This window comes from Streptomyces sp. 2323.1, from assembly GCF_900221035.1.
Classification (GTDB): Bacteria; Actinomycetota; Actinomycetes; order Streptomycetales; family Streptomycetaceae; genus Streptomyces; species Streptomyces sioyaensis.
Genome location: NZ_LT907981.1, coordinates 7,893,980 through 7,913,726, shown reverse-complemented (window position 1 = coordinate 7,913,726; position 19,747 = coordinate 7,893,980). Strand labels below are relative to the sequence as shown.

The following is a 19,747-nucleotide window of genomic DNA, read 5'->3' as shown; positions in this document are numbered from 1 at the left end:
CCTCGACGACATAAGAGATTTGTCCGTCTTGGCCTATGCATATCTCGCACCGGGTGCGGCGGCATTCGACCCGCGCGGGATATGTGCTCGCGTATCGCATGCATAACGACTTCTGACGGGACAACAGGAATTGCCGGTGCCGCCGGGAGCCGGACCAGCACGCCCGCATACCTATGGCAAGAGTCGTGCGGCACTACGAAGCGCGGTAGTACGTGGCCTTTGTTGCCTTGCGTACACGGCTTCCCAAGAATGCGAACCGCACGGCGTCTCCGCAGTTCAGGCGCGGGATTGCGCCGAGCTCGCCCGCGTCAGGAGGGCGCTGAAGCCATTACCGAGTGAGGTCACGCATGACGAAACATCGCAGAACGCGGCGCTACCGGAAGATAACCGTCGCCGCATTCGCCATCGGCGCCGTGGCTGTGCCCTCCGCGGCCATGGCCTGTTGGAACGAGCCCGGGCAAGCGGGCGGCCGGCACTACGGTCACTGGCAGAGTGCGGGTTACCACCATCACTGGTCGGGCAAGCACAACTGGAGCGGCAAGCCGACTGCGGGCGCCTCGAAGGCGGCCGCCCCCTCCCCGAGTGCTTCGGCATCCAGCGCCCCGGCGTCCGGAGCCACGGCCCAGGTGGTGAAACTCGTCAATGCCGAGCGCAGCAAGGCCGGATGCTCCCCGCTGACCGTGAACGCAAAGCTGACGAAGGCCGCTCAGGATCACAGCCAGGACATGGCCGACCACAAGAACATGTCCCACACGGGTTCCGACGGCTCGTCTCCGGGCGACCGGATCACCAAGGCCGGTTACAGCTGGAGCGCCTACGGCGAGAACGTCGCCTACGGCTACAGCTCCCCCGAGAGCGTGATGCAGGGCTGGATGACCAGCCCCGGCCACAAGCGCAACATCCTCGACTGCTCCTTCAAGGAGATCGGCGTCGGCCACGCCCAGCCCGGCGACTACTGGACGCAGGACTTCGGCGCGGCGCAGTAACGGGCTCGGGGATCCGGCCGGCACTCCCCCGGTCTCGTCCCCCCACCGCGGTCCGTCCGCCGCACCCGCACGGTGCCCGAGAGACCCCCGACCGGATTCCGGCCGGGGGTCTCTGCCGTGCTCGGGGGCGTGCCGTCCGGGCGCCGCCCACCGGCGGCCGGGCATCCAGGATCAGGCACCGACACCTGCGGACACTGCTTCCGGAGCTAGATGTTGCGGGACATGACGTTGGTGACGGCAGAGCAGGCCCCACGTTGCTGCTGCGCCGTGAGGAAAAGCCAAAGGTGGGCCACTCGGCGCTTGAGCTTGCCAGTGGGTGGGTGGCTCAGGCTTCACGGACGAAAGTCGCGCAATCTGGGCATTCATCGAGATATCGATGCCGACACTCAGCGGTGTGTTGCAGGAAGGCAATCGCCTCCTGCCTCTGTATGACTTCACCTTCAAGTTCAGCGATCTTGGCCCTCACGATCGCCTGCGCCGCCGACTTCTTCGGCGCCATGGCGGCGGTGGCCTCGGGCAACGAGAGACCAACACGCCGCAGTTTCAGGACCGTGCGTGCCTGTTCCACAGCCCTGTCGTCGTAGACGCGGTAGCCATTTCCATCGCGACGCACGGTGAGTGCCCCAACATTTTCCCAGTGCCGCAACACGTGGGCTTCGATTCCGAGTTCTGCGGCTACTTCTCCGATCGTCTTCACCAATCGCGCCTTGCCTTCATGTCGACCTGAACCCTTAGCGTCTCGATCATGCCTGATACCACTGGCCCCAGGGGCACCCCTTGCCGTTCATCAATCCTGGTCACCGGCGCAGCCGGCAACCTCGGCCGTGAGGTCGTCGACCGTCTCCAAGCACACGGTGCGCTCGTACGATGCCTTGTGCGCGATCAGACTGGTCCGCGCCCCGGAGTCGAGTGGGCGGTCGGCGACCTCACAGACGCCGCTGCCGTGCGCGCGGCACTCGTGGGCATCAACGCCGTCTTTCTGATCTGGCCACTGCTCGATTCGGCCCCTGCCCACGACCTGGTTACGGAACTCGTCGCAGCGGCCCCCCGTGTCGTCTACCTGTCCTCGACAGCCATAGACGACGAAGCCGCCCGCCAGAGTGATCCCATCGTTCAGGTGCACGCGGACATGGAAGCCCTGCTCCGCAATGCTGGTCTGCGCCCCCTGGTACTACGTAGCGACACATTGGCGTCCAACGCGCGGGGCTGGGCGCCGCAGCTACGGGCGGGCGACGTGGTGTCAGGCCCGGACATGGCTCGCACAGCCGTCGTCGACGAGCGCGATGTCGCTGATGCGGCCGTAGCCGTATTGCTCGCGCAGCACAACCCACTGGATTACGAACCGCACCTGTTGACGGGCCCCGAGGTACTAAGTCGCACCGACCAGGTCGCTCTCCTTGGTGCCGCGCTCCGGCGCCGTCTGCGCTTCCAAGCGGTCACCGCTGACCTCGCACGGTCACGGATGCTCACAGACGGACGTCCCGAGCGGCTGGTGGAAGCGCTGATCGCCGCCTCGATGCGCCGGCCAGAGTCAAGCCACACCACCGATCACATTGAGCGCCTCACTGGCCGACCGGCCGGCACCTTCGCGAGGTGGGCCGTCGACCATGCGGCCGAGTTCAGCTGACGGAAGATCCGCGGCACGGCCCACGGGCACATGATCCACGTCGATGTGAAGAAGGTTGGCCGCATCCCGGACGGCGGCGGCTGGCGCGTCCATGGCAAGAACAGCGACCGCGCCCGTGAGGTCGCACGACACAAAAACAAGAGTAAGCGCGGCGGCTACGTCTACCTGCACTCCGCTGTCGACGGGCCCTCGGAGTCTGGAACATCCACTACCACTACCACCGACCCCACGGCGGGGCACAAGGGCAGCCGCCGGCATCCCAGCTACGCGAAGGCGTAACCAACGTCCTGCCCTCCCACAGCTAGAGCAGATCAGCAGCCGAGTCCGCCAGGCGCCGCCGCGCCGCGCGGGCCGCAGGCAGGGCCGCAGCCGCCCCAGCGATGACCACCGCGACGGCGATGACCAGCAGCAGCACGGCGACGGCGGGGCGCTGGGCGATACCGGTCCCCCAGCCGCTGGTGCTGCCCTGGAGATTGATCAGCCACTGGGAGACGAGGACGCCCAGTCCCGTACCGGCCAGTGCGGCGGCCAGGGTGACGAAGGCGGTGGCGGAGACGATGACGGCGGTAATCTGACGGGGAGTCAGTCCGACGGCCCGGAGGGCGAGCAGATCGCGGCTGCGGTCCCGGACGCCGGCACCGACCGTGGTCGCCAGTTCCGCCAGTCCGATCAGGATCAGGACGGCGATCAGGCCGACGGCGACGGCGCGGACCACCGACAGCTGGTCGGCGGGGTTGGGTGCCTCCCGCACTTCGAGCCGGCCGGCGGACGCCTTGGTCAGGGCGTCCCGCACGGCGCCCGGGTCGGCGCCGTGGTGCAGGACCAGGTTGTAGAAGTCCGGGTGGGACGGGCCCGCCGGGGGCGCGCCGTCGCCGGTCGCGCCGTCGCGCAGGGTGTCCAGGCTGGTGGAGACGACCCGGCCGCCGTCGGCCGTTTCGATGTTGCGGCCGACGATGTGCAGGACGTACGGGCGGCCGGCGACGGTCATCCGGACCCAGTCGCCGACATGGGCGTCCAGGAGATCCAGCAGTCCCTGTCCGGCGACCGCTTCGTCGGGGCCGTGGGCGGCGCGCCCCTCCACGACGGCGAAGGGGTAGGGCCGGGTGTCCGTACCGAGCCCCCGCAGGGTGATGGTCCCGGTCTGCCCTGGTACGAGGGCCTGGACCTCGGCACCGGGGTAGGCGGTCAGCTGTGGCCGGGAGGCGAGGAGTTGGTGCAGCTCCCGGTCGCCGAGGCTGTCGGAGCGCGCGGTGAGGGCCGCGGGCAGACCGACGTGCTCGGGGTGCGAGGAGAAACGGTCCAGGGTGGTCCAGGCGCCCAGCGCCACGGTGATGAGCAGCAGCGGGACGGCCAGCCGTGCCACGGCCGCCGACGAGCGCAGCGGATGGTGGAAGGCGCTCCGCCAGCCGAGCACCAGTGCCGGGGGGACGCGCAGGCCGAGCGCCCGCCGGGTGAGGCCGGGGCCCCGGCCGCCGGTGACCGCGGCGGCGCGGGCGACGGGCACCGGCGGCACCCGCCCGGCCCGCCATGCGGCCAGACAGGTCGCCGAGCCGATGAAGACCACCACACCGCCGGAGATCACGAAGGACAGCCAGGTGTGCCCGGGAAGCTGCTGCCACACGGCCCTCGCCTCCCCGATCCGGCCGGGCATCAGGCCGCCGAGCACCTGGGTGCCCAGTGCCCCGAGGGCGACGCCCAGCAGGGCGAAGAGGAGGTGCAGGGCGAGGAACATCCGGACCACCTGGCCGGGGGTGAACCCGATGGCCTTGAGGATCGAGATGTCCCGGAGGTGCCCGCGGATCCGGGTGCTGATGGCGCCGCCCACCGCCAGGGCGGCGGCGAGCAGCGCGCCGAGCCCGAATCCGCCGAGCAGCCGGCCGAGGAGCTGGTTGTCGCCTTCGGCTTCGGCCCTGGCCTGCCGCCAGGTGGAGACATCGGTGATCTGGTCGGCGCCGAGCTGGGTGACGGCCCGCTGGACCACGTAATCGGTGTCCGCGGGGTCGGCCAGCCGGAGCCCGATGGTACGGCCGCGCTGGTCCTGGCCGGCCGTCGAGGCCGCGAGGGTCCCGGGGAGCACCCAGGCCACCCCCGGGGACTCACCGGCCCGGAAGCTGACCTCGGCGGTGTCCGCGACGCCCACCACGCGCAGATGCGTCCGGAAGCCGCTCAGCACGAGGGAGTCCCCTGGCTTGGCCCACATCGCCCGGGCCACCGAGCTGTCCAGGACGATGCCCTTGGTGGCGCCCGCGTCGGCTGCCGGGTCGAGCCAGCGGCCGGTGACGACCCGGGGCGCCGCGGTGGCGGGGCGCCGGTCGGTGCCGCGCAGCTCCAGCGTCGCCTTGGCGCCGCCGGGCTGCAGGCTCGCGGAGGTGCGGACCGTACGGAAGGGGCCGGAGGTGGCGCGTACCTCGTCCAGGTCGGCGAGCGAGCCGGCCGCGGCGCCGGCCTGGGTGTGGATCCAGACGTGGGCGCCGGAGGACTGGGTGAAGACCCGCTGCCAGGGGTCGGTGGCGTACGCGAACAGGGCGGTGGCCAGCAGCAGCGAGATGGTGATACCGGCGGTGGCCAGCACGATGAGCACCGCGGCGGGGCGGTGTGCGCGCAGATGCGCCTGGGTCCAGCGGGCCGCTGCTCGCACGCCGGTCAGCCCTTGAGCTTGAGGACGTCGGCGACCCCGGCCTCGGGACGGTGCCGGCCGCCGCCGAGGTGCGCGTCGTCGACCACCTGGCCGTCGAAGAAGCTGATCACCCGGTCCGCGGCGCTGGCCATCCTGGCGTCATGGGTGACCAGCAGGATGGTCTGTCCGCGCTGGTGGAAGCGGGCGAGCAGCCGCAGCACCTCCCTGGTGCCCTTGCTGTCGAGGCTGCCGGCGGGCTCGTCGGCCAGCAGCAGGGTGGGGGTGTTGACCAGGGCGCGGGCCAGGGCGACGCGCTGCTGTTCGCCACCGGACAGCTCGCCCGGTGCGCTGTTCTCCTTGCCGGTCAGGCCCAGCTCGTCGAGCAGCTCGCGGCGGGCGGCCCGGGCCTGCCGGGGGGACCGGCCGGCCAGCAGCGCGGGGAGCTCCACGTTGTCGGCGACGGAGAGGTTGGAGACGAGGTTGAAGAACTGGAAGACGATGCCGATGTGGTTGCGGCGCAGCTCGGCCCAGCGCGCCTCGCGGTAGCCGTCGACCTGGCGGCCGTCGAGCCAGAGCGAGCCGCTGTCGGGGCGGTCCAGGCCGCCGAGGAGATGCAGGAGAGTGGATTTGCCGGCGCCCGAGGGGCCGGTGACGGCGACGAATTCCCCGCGTGCGACGGTCAGGTCGACGCCCCGTACGGCGTGCACGGGGGCGGCGCCCTCCGGCCGGTAGGTCTTGACCAGGCCGGCTGCCCGGACTATCGGGCCGGACGGCTCGTCCGGGTTCATTCCAACTCCTCTTGACAGCGCTCCAGCCAGTCGAGATCCGCCTGTAGATGCAGCATCGCGCCCTCTATCAACAGCTGCGCGACCCGGTTCTCCCGGTCCTCGCCCGCGGCGAGTTTCGACAGGTCACGCATGGTGTTGAGGTAGTGACGGCGCTGCTTGTTGATCAGGGAGATCTGGTTGGCGGTCCCGGTGTGGGGGGCCAGGGCGAGCTTCATGAAGAACTCGTCCCGGACCCGGGGCTCGGCGGTGGACTCCTCGAACCAGGCGTCCACGGTCTCGCGGCCCGCCGCGGTGATCCGGTAGATGCGCTTGTTCGGGCGGTCCGACTGCTCGACGTCCTCTCCCTCGATCAGGCCCGCCTTCTCCAGCCTGCCCAGGGTGACGTAAATCTGGCCGACATTTGGCTGAGGGTATGCCGCGCCCAGAAGGTTCTCAAGGGCTTGTTTGAGTTCATAGCCGTGTGCGGGTCCGCCGACCAGCAGAGCCAGGAGTGGCAGCCGCACGCTCTCCCTCTCCCTCTCCGCCCTACATGCCTGTCATCTGGGCTCGTCCCACTGTGAGCCGGGTCGCTTTCGCATCTTCCTGCAGCATCTAGTATCCCGCATGGCTAACAGGTATACATGGGGCGGGCTGTCGGCCCGTGTCCCGTCGACGCCTGGTGGAGGAGGAGCCCATGCGGTGGAAGCATGCCGCGGGACGGGCCCTGCTCATCTGCTGCCTGTTGTTCGCGGGCAGTCACGGAGCCCGGGCCGGTGAGCCGGCCGGCGACTCGGACGGGCGCGGCCCCCTCACGCTGGTGACGGGCGGCGATCTCACGGGCTATCTGCGAGGCGTCCTCGACGGCTGGAACGACCGGCACCCGCGCGAGAAGGTGACCCTGGTCGAACTTCCGGACGCGGCCGACGAGGTGCGGGCCCAGATGGTCACCGAGCTGCGCTCCCACAGCGACCGCTTCGATGTGCTCAACATCGATGTGGCCTGGACGTCGGAGTTCGCGGCCGCGGGCTGGATCAAGCCGATGGACGGCGCGCAGTTCCCGCTGCGGCACTTCCTTCCTCCCGTGGTGGACACCGCCACCTTCCGCGGCCGGCTCTATGCGGTCCCGTACGTGACCAATGCCGGACTGCTCTACTACCGCAAGGACGTGCTCGACCGGGAGGGTGCGCGGCCGCCGCGCACCTGGGCCGAGTTGGAGCAGCTGGCGAAGACGGTCGCGCCCAAGTACGGGCTGGACGGCTATGCGGGCCAGTTCCTGCCGTACGAGGGGCTGACCGCCAATGTCGTCGAGGCCGTGCAGTCGGCGGGCGGCACGGTGCTCGCGGGCGAGGGCCGGCGGGTCACGGTGGACTCCCCCGCGGCCCGCCGGGGTCTGTCGTTCCTGCTGGACGGGGTGCGCGAGGGCTGGATCCCGCAGCGGGCGCTGTCCTACAAGGAGGAGGAGTCCCGCAAGGCCTTCCAGGACGGCCGGCTGTTGTTCCTGCGCAACTGGCCGTACGCGTATGCGCTCGGCAACGCCCCCTCCTCCAAGGTGGCGGGGAAGTTCGGCGCGGTGCCGCTGCCGGGTCCCGACGGGCCGGGTTCCAGCGCGCTGGGCGGCTCCAATCTGGCGGTCAATGCGCACTCCCGGCATCAGAAGACGGCCGCCGAGCTGATCTCCTATCTGACGTCCGAGCACGTCCAGCGCCAAGTGCTGACCAAGGGCGCGCTGCCTCCGGTGTGGGCCGATCTGTACAGGGATCCGGAGCTGGTGCGGCGCTTCCCGTATCTCCCGACGCTCCAGCGTGCGGTGCTGGCCGCCAAGCCGCGTCTGAAGAGCCCTCAGTACGACCAGGTGAGCCTGGCGGTGCAGGCGGTCATGCATGATGCGCTGCTCCACCGTCGGAGCACCTCGGCCACCGTCGCGCGGCTGACGCGCGAGCTGGGCGCGATCGTCGACCGCGGCTGACTCTCGGAGTCACCGCCTCCGCTTGTACTTACTTGTTAGGTACAGGCTGGCATCTCAATTCCCCACAAATTCGGGCATCTCGCGGCGAATTTCGTCCATTTCGTTGACATCGAAAAGTCATGCCTACTTAACATGCATGCATAACAGCGAAACGCAGCCGCACGGCATGCCAGGCAAGAACGGGATCACGGCAGATGCTCATAGCCACGGCAGGGAACGGCTCCTCGGCCGACTCCACGCCCTCCCCCTCGCTCCCCGGTCCGGCTTCTGCCGCACCCTCGGCCGGGTCCGGGGACACCGCCCAGCACTGGTGGCGCGATGCGGTGATCTACCAGGTCTACGTCCGCAGCTTCCTCGACACCACCGGCGACGGGATCGGCGATCTGGCCGGTGTCCGCACCGGACTGCCGTACCTCAAGAAGCTCGGGGTGGACGGCATCTGGCTCAGCCCCTTCTACCCCTCGCCGCAGCACGACCACGGCTATGACGTCGCCGACTACCGCGATGTCGACCCGGTCTACGGCGACCTCGCCGAATTCGACCTCCTGGTGGCCGACGCCCACCGGCTGGGTCTGAAGGTGCTCCTGGACATCGTCCCCAACCACTGCTCCAGCGAGCACCCGTGGTTCCGCGCCGCCCTGGCGGACGGCCCCGGCAGCGCCGCACGGTCGCTGTTCCACTTCGCCGACGGGCGCGGCCCGGACGGTGAGCTGCCGCCCAACAACTGGCGGGCGATGTTCGGCGGCCCCGCCTGGTCCCGCGTCACGGAGGCCGGTTCCGGATCCGAGGACGCGACGGGCCAGTGGTACCTCCACATGTTCACGCCCGAGCAGCCCGATCTGAACTGGCGCAACCCGGCCGTGGCCGCCGACTTCGAGGACGTGCTGCGCTTCTGGCTGGACCGTGGGGTCGACGGCTTCCGGATCGATGTGGCCGCGGGGCTCTTCAAGCACCCCGAGCTGCCCGACTCCCCCGACCCGGCGGCCGATGAGCGCACCCGCGACTCGGTCAACCCGCTGGCCTGGAACCAGCCCGAGGTGCACCAGGTGTGGCGCGAGTGGCGCGCACTGTGCGAGGAGTACACGGCCCGCGACGGCCGCGACCGGCTGCTGGTCGGCGAGGTCTCCGTACGGACGCCGAGCGAGCAGGCCGCGTACGTCCGGCCCGACGAACTCCACCAGGCGTTCTTCTTCCATCTGCTGACCGCGCGCTGGGACATCGACACCTTCCGCCGGGTGATCACCGAGGCGCTGACCGATATCGCGGGCACCGGCTCCACGGTCACCTGGGTGCTCAACAACCACGACCAGGTCCGCACCGTCACCCGCTATGCGACCGAGCCCGGCGGCGGCACGGAGGGGATCGCCGCCGGGACCGGCGGCGGGTTGGGCCCGGAGCGCGCCAGGGCCGCCGCCCTGCTGATGCTGGCGCTGCCCGGCGCGGCGTACGTCTATCAGGGCGAGGAGCTGGGCCTGCCGGAGGTCGTCGACCTGCCGGACGAGGTCCTCACCGACCCGATCTACCACCGCACGGGCAGCCGGGAGCACATCCGCGACGGCTGCCGGGTGCCGCTGCCCTGGTCGGGCCATGCCTCGCCGTTCGGCTTCACCAGCGGGACCGACGCGGCCCGCCCCTGGCTGCCGCAGCCCGACTGGTTCGCCGAGCACGCCACGGACCGGGCGCTGGCCGACACCCGCTCGTTCTGGCACCTGTACCGCGAGGGGCTGCAGCTGCGCCGCAGCCTCCCCCAACTCGGCGAAGGAACCCTGCGCTGGCTGGATTCCCCGCCCCAGGTACTGGCGTTCGTCCGCGGCGACGGCCTGGTCTGCGCCGTCAACTTCGGCACCGAGCCGGTATCCGCCCCCGTACCGGGGCTCCCCCTTCTCGCGAGCGGCGACTGCCCGGCCGGCACGCTCCCCGGTTCCACCGCCGCCTGGTGGATGCACGCTCCCGACGCCCCATAGCCCCACCACCCCCCGTCCCCGCAGTCCTCCCGAAGGGAACCCCACCATGAGACGACCCGCAGTACGACACACCCGCATTGCCGTCTCCGGCGCGGCCGTGCTCGGCCTGGCGCTCTCCGCGACCGCCTGCGGCGGCGGAGTGTCCGCCGGGGGCGGCAAGCAGGAGCTCAACGGTCAGAACGTGACCGTGGCCGGCGTCTGGACCGGCGTGGAGCAGCAGAACTTCAAGAAGGTCCTGGACGCGTTCTCCCAGAAGACCGGCGCCAAGGTGACCTTCGCCTCCACCGGCGACAACGTCTCCACGGTCATCGGCAGCCAGGTCGAGGGCGGCAACGCCCCCGACGTGGTGATGGTCCCCCAGGTCGGCGTGCTCCAGCAGTTCGCCAAGAAGGGCTGGCTGGCGCCCCTGTCGCCGGCGGTCGCCGCCGAGGCCAAGCAGAACTACGCCAAGGTGTGGAAGGACTACGGCACGGTCGACAAGACCTACTACGGCCTGTACTTCAAGGCCTCGCACAAGTCGACGGTCTGGTACAGCCCGGAGGCCTACTCCCAGGCCGGGGTCAAGCCCGCGAAGACCTACGACGAGATGCTGAAGTCGGGCCGTACGCTCTCCGACTCGGGCGTGCCGGCGTTCGCCGTCGCGGGCGAGGCCGGCTGGCCGCTCACCGACTGGTTCGAGAACATCTACCTGTCCCAGGCCGGCCAGGAGAAGTACGACAAGCTCGCCGCCCACAAGATCCCGTGGACGGACCCCAGCGTGGTCAAGGCGCTCACCGCGCTCGGCAAGCTGTTCAGCGACAAGAACCTGGTGGCCGGCGGCGGATCGGGCGCGCTGCGCACCGACTTCCCCGAGTCCGTCCAGCAGGTCTTCGGCCCGGACCCGAAGGCGGCCTCGGTGTACGAGGGTGACTTCGTCAGCGCCCTGGTCACCGACGAGCTCCACAAGCAGGTCGGCAAGGACGCCAAGTTCTACCCGTTCCCGGCCGTCGACGGCGGCAAGGCGCCGGTGGTCAGCGGCGGTGACGCCGCCGTGGTGCTCAAGGCCGGCAAGAACAAGAAGGCCGCGATGGAGCTGGTGAAGTACCTGGCCAGCCCCGAAGCGGCCAGCGTCTGGGCCAAGGCCGGCGGCTACATCTCGCCCAACAAGAAGGTCCCGGCGGACGCTTACCACGACGAGGTCACCCGCAAGGCCGCCCAGTCGCTGACCGACGCCGGGAACTCCGTCCGCTTCGACATGTCGGACCAGGCGCCCGCGGCCTTCGGCGGCACCCAGGGAGCCGGCGAATGGAAGCTGCTGCAGGACTTCCTGCGCGACCCGTCGGACCCCGCGGCAACCGCCCGCAAGCTTGAGGCCGCCGCGGCCAAGGCGTACGGAAAGTAAGGACCAAGGCCCGATCCATGCCTGTCACCTCTCCCGCGGTGCCGCCCGCCCAGGCGCGCGGCACCGCGCCCCACCCGCCTCGCGGCACACCCGGCAGCGCCGGTGCCGCCGCCGTGCGGCGCTCCGTCCGGCGCCGCCGGCGGATCGCCGCGATATTCCTGCTGCCCGCGCTGTTGCTGCTGGGCGCCCTCGTGGCGTACCCCATCGTGTTCTCGGTCGTCCGGAGCATGTACGACGCCTCCGGCAACACCTTCGTCGGGGCCGGCAACTACACCGCGATGTTCCAGGACCCGGCCACGCTCCGGGCCATCCGCAACAGTGCGATCTGGGTCGTCTTCGCCCCCGCGCTGCTGACCGGACTCGGCCTGGTGCTCGCCGTACTGACCGAGAAGATCCGCTGGAAGACGGCGTTCAAGCTGCTGATGTTCATGCCGATGGCGATCTCCTTCCTCGCCGCGGGCATCATCTTCCGGCTCACCTACGAGCAGGATCCGCAGCGCGGCGTGCTCAACGCGGTCGCCGTCGGCATCCACGACCAGTTCGAGGGGCAGTCCGCCTCCTTCCCGACCGCCAAAGCACGCCTCGGCGACAAGCGGCTGATCAAGGGGCATGACGGCTCCTACCGCACGGCGCACCGCACCGGCCCGGGCCACATCGCCAACCTCGGCCTGGTCGGTGTCGCGCCCAAGGACATGCCGCCGACGGCACGCCCCGCCGCAGCGGCCGCCAAGTCCCCCGCCGGCAGCGGCGAGGTGCGCGGTGTGGTCTACCTCGACTTTACTCCCGGCGGTGGCGGCACCACCGGCGCCGTGGACCGCGGTGAACGCGGGCTGCCGAAGCTCACCGTCGAGGCGGTCGACTCCCACGGCAAGGTGGCGGCCACGGCCACCACCGGCCCGGACGGCTCCTATCGTCTGCCGCATCTGGCTCCGGGGTCCTACGCCGTGCAGCTGCCCGCCAAGGATTTCGCCGCCCCGTACGGCGGCGTCCCCTGGCTCGGCCCGGCCCTCATCACACCCGCCATCATCGGCGCCTACATGTGGATCTGGACCGGCTTCGCGCTCGTCCTCATCGGCGCGGGGCTCTCCTCGATGCCACGGGACGTGCTGGAAGCCGCCCGGATGGACGGCGCCAACGAGTGGCAGGTCTTCCGCCGGATCACCGTGCCGCTGCTCGGCCCGGTCCTGGGCGTGGTGTTCGTGACGATGGTGATCAACGTGATGAAGGTCTTCGACCTCGTCTACATCATCGCCCCCGGTCCCGTGCAGCAGGACGCCAACGTCCTGGCCCTGCAGATGTGGCTGGTCTCCTTCGGCGGCGGCAACAACCAGGGGCTCGGCAGCGCCCTCGGCGTGCTGCTGCTCCTGCTGGTGGTCCCGGCCATGGCCCTCAACATCCGACGTTTCCGCAGGAGCCAGTCATGACCACCGCTCAGGGAACCGCCGCGCCCCGCAAGCGGGCGGCCGCAGGGCCGGCGAAGTGGCTCAGCCGCGGCGCGATCCAGCTGTTCCTGCTCGTCATCGGTCTGGTCTGGCTCACCCCCGCCGCCGGGCTGTTCCTCTCCTCCCTCCGTACGGAGGAGGCGAACGCCGGCAGCGGCTGGTGGACCGCACTCGCCTCGCCCGGGCAGCTCTCGCTGGACAACTACACGACGCTGCTGAAGGACTCGGGCATCGTCCAGGCGTTCTGGAACACCGTGCTGATCTCGGTGCCCACCACCCTCGCCGTGGTGGTGATCGCCGCGCTGGCCGGATACGCCTTCGCCTGGATGGATTTCCCCGGCCGCGACTGGATCTTCCTCGTGGTGGTCGCCATGCTGGTGGTGCCGGTGCAGATCGGTCTGCTGCCGGTGGCCAAGCTGTTCGGCGCACTCGGACTGTTCGGCTCCATCCCCGGCGTCGTGCTGTTCCACACCGCCTACGGGCTGCCGTTCGCCATCTTCCTGCTGCGCAACTACTTCGCGGAGATCCCCAAGGAGATGCTGGAGGCCGCCCGGATGGACGGCGGCGGGGAGTGGCGGATCTTCTCCCAGCTGGTCCTGCCGCTGGGCCGCCCCGCCATCGCCAGCCTGGCGATCTTCCAGTTCCTGTGGGTCTGGAACGACATGCTGGTCGCCCTGCTCTTCGCCGACAACGAATCGCAGCCGCTGACGGTGGCCCTCCAGTCGCAGATGAGGCAGTTCGGCAGCAACATCGGTGTGCTGGCGCCCGGCGCCTTCCTGTCCCTGATCGTGCCGCTGATCGTGTTCTTCGCCTTCCAACGGCACTTCGTGCAGGGCATCATGGCCGGTTCGGTCAAATAGCGGGCCCGGCCGCCGTTCCGTACGGGGCAGCCTCGACGCCGTGACCGGACGGCGTCGAGGAGCACCCTTGCCGGGGCCGGATATCCGCTCGCCCCGCGGTCGGCAGCCGGTTACGTTGGCGCGATGTCTGAACTGCGAACCGAGCGGCTGATACTCCGGGAGTGGCGGGCGTCCGACCTCGGCCCCTGGGCGGCGATGAACGCCGATCCCGAGGTCCGGGCACACTTCCCCGAGGTGCTCACCCGCGAGCAGAGCGAGGTGCGTGCCGCCGCCTTCCAGGCCGATCTCGAACGGCGCGGCTGGGGGTGGTGGGCGGTCGAGGTGCGCGCGACCGGAGAGTTCATCGGCTTCACCGGACTGGATCCGGTGGAGGACGACATGCCGTTCACGGGCGTGGAGGCCGGCTGGCGGCTGACCCGTTCGGCCTGGGGACACGGGTATGCCACCGAGGCCGGTCGCGCCGCGCTGGCCGTCGGTTTCGACACCCTGCGACTGCCGGAGATCCTCGCCGTCACCACCGCCACCAACCTCCGCTCCCAGGCGGTGATGCGCCGCCTCGGGATGACCCGCGATCCGGCCGATGACTTCGACGATCCCGACATCGCCGACGGCCCGCTGCGCCCGTGCGTGGTGTACCGGATCTCCGCCGAGGTCCACCGGAGCCTCGCGCGGGAGCAAGCGGGAGAACGAGAGTGACCTCAGGGGCGCCGCATGCCGTCATGCGGCGCCCCTCGGTCTGCGGTCACCGGACGGTCGCCGCGGCCTCCGCCGTCGGCAGCTCCGCCAGCGCTGCCGGCAACGGCTCCGTGTGGAGCACACCCAGCCGTTGTGTCGCCCGGGTGAGCGCGACGTACAGGTCGCTGGCCCCGAACTCCGCCGGTTCCACCACGATCACGGTGTCGAACTCCAGGCCCTTGGCCTGCCGTGGGCCGAGCACCACCACCGGGCGGGTCAGATCCGGGGAGGACCCGGCGGAGGCGTCCGGGAGGGCGGCGGACAGCGCCGCGCAACGGGAATCGGGCGCGATCACCGCGAGCCGCCCCTCCCCGGGCATCTCCCGTGCCACCGTCTCGGCCACCGCGCGGACCAGGTCATCGGTGCGCTGCGCCCACGGACGTATGCCGGTGGACCGGATAGACCGCGGCGGTGCGAAGGAGGGATCAGCGGACTGCGGCACCTGCGCCGCGACGTCCATGATCTCGGTCGGCGTACGGTAGTTGACGCCGAGCCTGACGTGGTGCCAGCGGTCGCCGACGTACGGTTCGAGGATCGATTCCCACGCGCCGCAGCCACCCGGTTCGGCGGTCTGCGCCGGGTCACCGACCAGGGTCATCGAGCGGATCGGGCAGCGCCGCATCAACAGCCGCCAGGCCATCGCGGACAGCTCCTGCGCCTCGTCGACGATGACGTGGCCGAAGGCCCAGGTGCGGTCGGCCGCGGCGCGTTCGGCGGCGGTGCGGTGGTCGGCCTCCTCCTGCCGGTCGGAGAGCGCTTCGGCGTCCACCAGGTCGTGCGCGGCCAGCACCTCCGAATCGTCGTCGTCGCGGTCCTCGAACTCCTGGGTGCGGGAGCCGTAGGTGAGGTCGAGCACGCCCTGGGCGTAGGCGATCTGCTCCTGGCGCTGTGCCTCGGCGGCGGCGCGAGCGGCGGAGTCGTCCTCGCCGAGGAGTTCGGCGGCCTCGTCCAGCAGGGGGATGTCCGCGGGGGTCCAGCCGCCGGACGTGCGGCGGATGGTGTCCGCGTCGGCGTCGGGGAGATGGACGGGCTCGGCGAGGAAGTCGGCGACCAGCTGCTGCGGGGTGAGCGCCGGCCACAACTCCTCGATGGCGCCGTGCACTTCGGAGCTGACGGCGATCACCTTGCCGAGCTGGGCGACGTCGTCAGGGCCGAGGAGGTTCGGCCCGCCGTAGGGGTCCGCGCCGATCCGTTCGGTGAGCTGCGCGGTGAGCGCGTCGATGACGTGGAAGGCGAAGTGCGGGCGGGCGAGGTTGTGCGGCAGGCCGGCGGCGCGGGCATGCCGGCGTGCCGCGCGTACGAGGTCCGCGTCCAGCCGGAGTTCGCCGTCCTCGTGGTCGATCACGATCACCGGATCGGGCAGGGTCTGACGGTCCCGAACGAAGTGCGCCAGCGCATCCGCCATCGCCGCCCGGCCCTTGATCTCGGCGGCCTCGGCGGTGTCGGTGCCGGTGGCGGTCACGCCCGGGAAGAGCTCGGCGGGCGTGGCGAGCAGCACGCCCGTCTCACCGAGCGCGGGCAGCACCTCCCCGATGTAGCTGAGGAAGGCCGGGTTCGGCCCGACGATCAGCACGGCGCGGCGGGCCAGTTGTTCCCGGTGCGCATAGAGCAGATACGCGGCGCGGTGCAGCGCGACGACGGTCTTGCCGGTGCCGGGCCCACCCTCCACGACGAGGACGCCGTCGTGCGGGGCACGGATGATGGCGTCCTGCTCCGCCTGGATGGTCTGCACGATGTCGTGCATCCGTCCGCTGCGCGCCGCGTCGAGCGCGGCCAGCAACACGGCGTCCGCGTCACTGCCTTCATGCCCGGTGCGTACGGCGTCGGCGAGGTCCAGGATCTCGTCGTGCAGGGCGGTGACCCTCCGGCCCTCGGTCGTGAGGTGACGTCTGCGGCGCAGCCCCATGGGGGTGTGCCCGGTGGCGAGGTAGAACGGCCGGGCGACCTCGGCCCGCCAGTCGATGACCAGCGGAGTGCGCTCCGGGTCGTCGCGCCGGATTCCGATGCGGCCGATGTGGTGGTCCCGGCCGTCGCGGAAGGCCAGCCGGCCGAAGCACAGGCCGTGTTCGCCGGCGTCGAAGGCGGCCAGCAGCCCGGACTGTTCGGCCACCAGCACATCACGCTCCAGCCGTGCCTGGGCGTTGTTCCCTTCCCGCGGCAGGGCTTCGGACACCGTCGTCGCCGCCCCGGTCCGCATTTCCGCGAGGCGTTCATAGAGGAGATCGATGAATTCCTGCTCGCGCCGCAATTCCTCGTTTGACAATTCAGCTCCGCTCGGATAAAGTTCGGTGAGAAGTTGGGCTTCAGGTCGTGAATCTACACAGACACAGAAGCCCTCAATATACGCAGAGAAATACCCCGGCTGTCAATTCAGTCCGGGGTATTTCTCTATCCGTATCCGAGCAGGGCGCGCCGCCGGGTTCCGGGTCGGTCGCCTCAGGGCGCCGGCACCCCGAGGAGCTCGGGATGCCGGCAAAGGCGGAGCAAGGCCGGGTGGCCCATGGTGCTCCGGCGGATCACCGGGCGTGCGCGACGTCCACGATCAGCTGATGGCCGGACCGGAGCACCCGGAACGGGAGCTTGGCGCGGACGCCCAGGCCGACTTGGGTCTGCCCTTCGAAGCTCGCCCCGAACTTGGTGTCCCGGAACGTCTTGTATCCGCTGATGTTCACTCCCGGCAGCGACTTGCCGGCCGACCCGCGGTAGGTCTGCTTGCCGGTCGCCGGGTCGTAACTGGGTGCGGACACATAGATCTCCAGAATGGCGCCGCCCTTGACCGGTATCTTCTCGCCCGAGCCGTCCTGGTGGAACGCGTCGACGTAGCCGACGTGGTAGCCGAGCTTGCCGGTGGCACCGCCGATGTCGAAGACCATGCGGTCGTAGCACGCGTTGCGTCCGGTCCTGATGTTCTTCAGCGGTGCGGCGTTCGCGTCCGTGGCGGACTTGTTGCCGCTGCCCCAGACGGTCGAACAGGCCGCGGACGGCGCGGCCTTGCCCGCCGGCCCGGTCGCGGCGCCGGCCACGCCGGCCGTCCCCGCCACCCCGGCGCCCGCGAGCACGAACGCCGCCGCCACTGTCCCCCACCGTCGCATATCTTACCTCCAGAGGAAATCTGAGCACAATTGCGTGCGGTAGGACGCGCGGAGCGGTGACGACGTTGTGCGCCGGCCTGCTTTTGGCCGAGAAGAGCCAGGGTGTCGCGAAAGCGGAGGTGTGGGCGGCGGAGCCGACTACTTGCCGCCCAGCCGTCGCCGGGCCCGTGGGGCACGACGGTCAGACATCGACCACTTCGACGCTCACACCCCTGCGCCGAAATTCGGCCAACTCTCCGTCAGGCGTACCGCGGTCCGTGACGACCCGGTCGTACTGGCCGATGTCGCCGTAGGCATGCGTCGCGGACTTGCCGAACTTGGTGTGGTCCACCAGCAGCAGCGACCGCTGGGCACAGTCCAGCATGGCTTCCTTGATCTCGGCGTAGTCGCGTATCGGGTGGAAGAGCCGGCCGCCGAGCACGGACACGGCCGACATCACCGCGAGATCGGCACGGAGACGGCCGAGGGCGCGCAGCACCTCGGGGCCGACACAGGAGCCGAATTCCCCGCGGTAGCGGCCGCCCAGCAGGGTGACATCGGCGCCCGGTGTGTCGTCGAACAGCCGGGCCACGCCAACGGAGTTGGTGACGACGGTGACCGCCTCGGTTCGGGCGATCCGCGCCGCGAGCGGGAAGACCGTGGTGGAGTCGTCCAGCACGATGGTGCTGCCGGGCCTGATCTCCTCGGCGACGGCGGCGCACAGCGCCTCCTTCACCGGGAGGTTCACCCCGAGACGGAAGCGGGTGGCGGTCTCCATGGTGAGCGTCGGGAACGGCGTCGCCCGCCCGCGTTCCTTGCGCAGCAGGCGGCGTTCGGCGAGCTGGTCCAGATCCCGGTGCATGGTCGCCAGGCTGACCCCGAAGCGTCGGGCCAGTTCGTCGATGCGCACTTCTCCGTGCTCGACGACATGGGCCAGTACGTCCTGCCGCCGCCGGTCGACCTCGGCCAGCGACGACCGTGTGGAAGCCATCGGGGCCGCCCCTTTCCGGTCGGACAGCGGCAGCGCGGCTACCGCTGCGGGTGCACTACGGCCTTCACCGCAGTCGCGTCGTGGGTGGCAACGGTCAGTGCGCTCTCGGCCTCGGCAAGACCGTAACTGTGGGAGACGAGGGAGTCGAGCCGGACCGCTCCCGACTGCACCAGGGCCGTCGCGGCGGGCCAGGTGTGGGCGTAGCGGAACACGCCGGTCACCTCCAGTTCGTGCTGCTGCACCCGGCTCACCGGCAGCGGCACCTCGTCACCGCCCATGCCGATCAGCACCACCCGCCCGGCCCGGCCCACCGTACGGATCGCCTCGCTGCTGACCGCGGGGACGCCGGAGCACTCCAGCAGGACGGTGGGCGTGAACTCCGCCTCGCGCAGCGGGGTCTGGGACACATCGAGGGCGGTGGCGCCGGCGGCCCGGGCGAGTGCGAGCCGGTGCGGGAGGACATCGGTGACCAGCACCTCCCGCGCGCCGAAGGCCCGTGCCGTCTGGGCCGCGACCAGGCCGATCGGGCCCGCGCCGGTGATCAGTACGCGGTCGCCGGGGGCCACCCGGGCCTTGCGGCAGGCCCAGACGGCCACGGACAGCGGTTCCAGCAGGGCGGCCTCTTCGACGGTGAGCGAGTCGGGGACCTCATGGGCGAAGTCCTGCTGCACGGCCAGGTATTCGCAGAAGGCGCCGTCGACCGGCGGGGTGGCGAGGAAGCGCATCCCGGGGCACAGGTTGTAGCGGCCCGCGCGGCACTGTGCGCAGCTGCCGCAGGGGGTGCCGGGCTCGATGGAGACGCGCCGTCCCTTCCGGCCCGCATCGGCTCCCGGACCGCAGGCGACCACCGTGCCGGCCGCTTCGTGCCCCAGGACGAGCGGCTCGCGCACGACGAAGTCGCCGATCCGTCCGTGCCGGTAGTAGTGCACGTCCGAGCCGCAGGTCCCGACCGCCTCGACGCGTACCAGGACCTCTCCGGGGCCGGGGACGGGAACGGGGCGCTCCTCGATGCTCAGCTGCCCGGGCCCGTGCAGTACGGCGGCACGCATGGTGGCGGGAATCGCGGAGGTGACGGTCATGGCGGGCTCACGGCTCCCTGGGGGTGTGGAGGACAGGGGTGTCGCGGGGGCCGGTGCCGCACCGGCGGGCCGGCACGCCACCCTGGGCTTCCGCACGCTACCCCTTCTTTTGCTATCAGCGAAGCCCTGACTTCGCACAAAATACGAGAAGGATTGCGCTGGCTCCCCGCAGGTGGGCCGCGGCCGCTCCCCGTCCGCCCGCCTGGGCACACCCCGGCCCTCACCTGGGGCTTCGTGGGGGTACTGCTGTTCATGACCGGC

At 70.6% G+C, this 19,747-nt stretch carries 16 protein-coding genes and 1 pseudogene; 9 read left to right on the top strand and 8 right to left on the bottom strand.

What is annotated here, in order from left to right; all coding sequences use genetic code 11:
- Window positions 1–347 precede the first annotated feature (347 nt).
- A complete protein-coding gene (locus tag CPH93_RS33910) occupies window positions 348–986 on the top strand; it encodes a CAP domain-containing protein (protein ID WP_096215048.1) in 639 nt (212 codons plus the stop codon).
- Window positions 987–1,311: 325 nt separating this feature from the next.
- On the opposite strand, the gene CPH93_RS33905 is transcribed toward CPH93_RS33910, so the two are convergent.
- Window positions 1,312–1,683, bottom strand: a complete 372-nt coding sequence (locus CPH93_RS33905; RefSeq protein WP_231977062.1) for a MerR family transcriptional regulator — start codon at window positions 1,681–1,683, stop codon at window positions 1,312–1,314.
- Between the two features lie 48 nt (window positions 1,684–1,731).
- Here CPH93_RS33905 and CPH93_RS33900 point away from each other — a divergent pair, with 48 nt between their 5' ends.
- Together CPH93_RS33900 and CPH93_RS37115 are read left to right on the top strand one after the other, a co-directional pair.
- Window positions 1,732–2,613: an SDR family oxidoreductase gene (locus CPH93_RS33900; protein ID WP_096215047.1), complete on the top strand. Its 882-nt coding sequence runs from the start codon at window positions 1,732–1,734 to the stop codon at window positions 2,611–2,613.
- A pseudogene (locus CPH93_RS37115) lies at window positions 2,614–2,799 on the top strand (IS481 family transposase); the annotation flags it as partial. It abuts the gene before it with no gap.
- Window positions 2,800–2,914: 115 nt separating this feature from the next.
- Here the strand turns inward: CPH93_RS37115 and CPH93_RS33890 are convergent.
- Genes CPH93_RS33890 through CPH93_RS33880 form a run of 3 tightly spaced genes read right to left on the bottom strand, consistent with a single transcriptional unit; the run spans window position 2,915 to window position 6,521 of the window.
- The gene (locus CPH93_RS33890) at window positions 2,915–5,251 is read right to left on the bottom strand and encodes an ABC transporter permease (RefSeq protein WP_096215046.1); all 2,337 of its coding nucleotides are present in this window, start codon (window positions 5,249–5,251) and stop codon (window positions 2,915–2,917) included.
- 5 nt (window positions 5,252–5,256) lie between these two features.
- Window positions 5,257–6,018 (bottom strand): ABC transporter ATP-binding protein, encoded by a 762-nt coding sequence (locus CPH93_RS33885; protein WP_093481508.1) that lies wholly within the window; start codon window positions 6,016–6,018, stop codon window positions 5,257–5,259.
- Window positions 6,015–6,521 (bottom strand): PadR family transcriptional regulator, encoded by a 507-nt coding sequence (locus CPH93_RS33880; protein WP_093481510.1) that lies wholly within the window; start codon window positions 6,519–6,521, stop codon window positions 6,015–6,017. Before CPH93_RS33880 ends, CPH93_RS33885 begins: the two co-directional genes overlap by 4 nt.
- Before the next feature lie 170 nt (window positions 6,522–6,691).
- Here CPH93_RS33880 and CPH93_RS33875 point away from each other — a divergent pair, with 170 nt between their 5' ends.
- The 6 genes from CPH93_RS33875 to CPH93_RS33850 all read left to right on the top strand — a co-directional run bounded on the left by CPH93_RS33875 (window position 6,692) and on the right by CPH93_RS33850 (window position 14,306).
- Window positions 6,692–7,963, top strand: coding sequence for an ABC transporter substrate-binding protein (locus tag CPH93_RS33875; RefSeq protein WP_096215045.1), 1,272 nt, complete (start codon window positions 6,692–6,694; stop codon window positions 7,961–7,963).
- Window positions 7,964–8,157: 194 nt separating this feature from the next.
- Entirely contained in the window at window positions 8,158–9,927 is a 1,770-nt protein-coding gene (locus tag CPH93_RS33870) for a glycoside hydrolase family 13 protein (protein WP_096215044.1), read from the top strand.
- A gap of 46 nt (window positions 9,928–9,973) precedes the next feature.
- The gene (locus tag CPH93_RS33865; protein ID WP_096215043.1) at window positions 9,974–11,308 is read left to right on the top strand and encodes an ABC transporter substrate-binding protein; all 1,335 of its coding nucleotides are present in this window, start codon (window positions 9,974–9,976) and stop codon (window positions 11,306–11,308) included.
- 17 nt (window positions 11,309–11,325) lie between these two features.
- Window positions 11,326–12,732 (top strand): ABC transporter permease, encoded by a 1,407-nt coding sequence (locus CPH93_RS33860; RefSeq protein WP_231977061.1) that lies wholly within the window; start codon window positions 11,326–11,328, stop codon window positions 12,730–12,732.
- Window positions 12,729–13,610, top strand: coding sequence for a carbohydrate ABC transporter permease (locus CPH93_RS33855; protein WP_231977060.1), 882 nt, complete (start codon window positions 12,729–12,731; stop codon window positions 13,608–13,610). The genes CPH93_RS33860 and CPH93_RS33855 overlap by 4 nt, the downstream gene beginning before the upstream one ends.
- A 123-nt stretch (window positions 13,611–13,733) precedes the next feature.
- A complete protein-coding gene (locus tag CPH93_RS33850) occupies window positions 13,734–14,306 on the top strand; it encodes a GNAT family N-acetyltransferase (protein WP_093481516.1) in 573 nt (190 codons plus the stop codon).
- A gap of 46 nt (window positions 14,307–14,352) precedes the next feature.
- Here CPH93_RS33850 and CPH93_RS33845 read toward each other — a convergent pair whose 3' ends face one another.
- The 4 genes from CPH93_RS33845 to CPH93_RS33830 all read right to left on the bottom strand — a co-directional run bounded on the left by CPH93_RS33845 (window position 14,353) and on the right by CPH93_RS33830 (window position 19,486).
- Complete coding sequence (locus tag CPH93_RS33845) at window positions 14,353–16,593, bottom strand: HelD family protein (RefSeq protein WP_096215042.1); 2,241 nt, start codon at window positions 16,591–16,593, stop codon at window positions 14,353–14,355.
- Window positions 16,594–16,861: 268 nt separating this feature from the next.
- Window positions 16,862–17,437: an AMIN-like domain-containing (lipo)protein gene (locus CPH93_RS33840; protein ID WP_173909934.1), complete on the bottom strand. Its 576-nt coding sequence runs from the start codon at window positions 17,435–17,437 to the stop codon at window positions 16,862–16,864.
- 181 nt (window positions 17,438–17,618) lie between these two features.
- Entirely contained in the window at window positions 17,619–18,407 is a 789-nt protein-coding gene (locus CPH93_RS33835; RefSeq protein WP_096215041.1) for a DeoR/GlpR family DNA-binding transcription regulator, read from the bottom strand.
- Between the two features lie 38 nt (window positions 18,408–18,445).
- Window positions 18,446–19,486 carry an NAD(P)-dependent alcohol dehydrogenase gene (locus CPH93_RS33830; RefSeq protein WP_173909933.1) on the bottom strand — a complete coding sequence of 347 codons (1,041 nt, stop codon included), beginning with the start codon at window positions 19,484–19,486 and terminating at the stop codon, window positions 18,446–18,448.
- Window positions 19,487–19,747 lie beyond the last annotated feature (261 nt).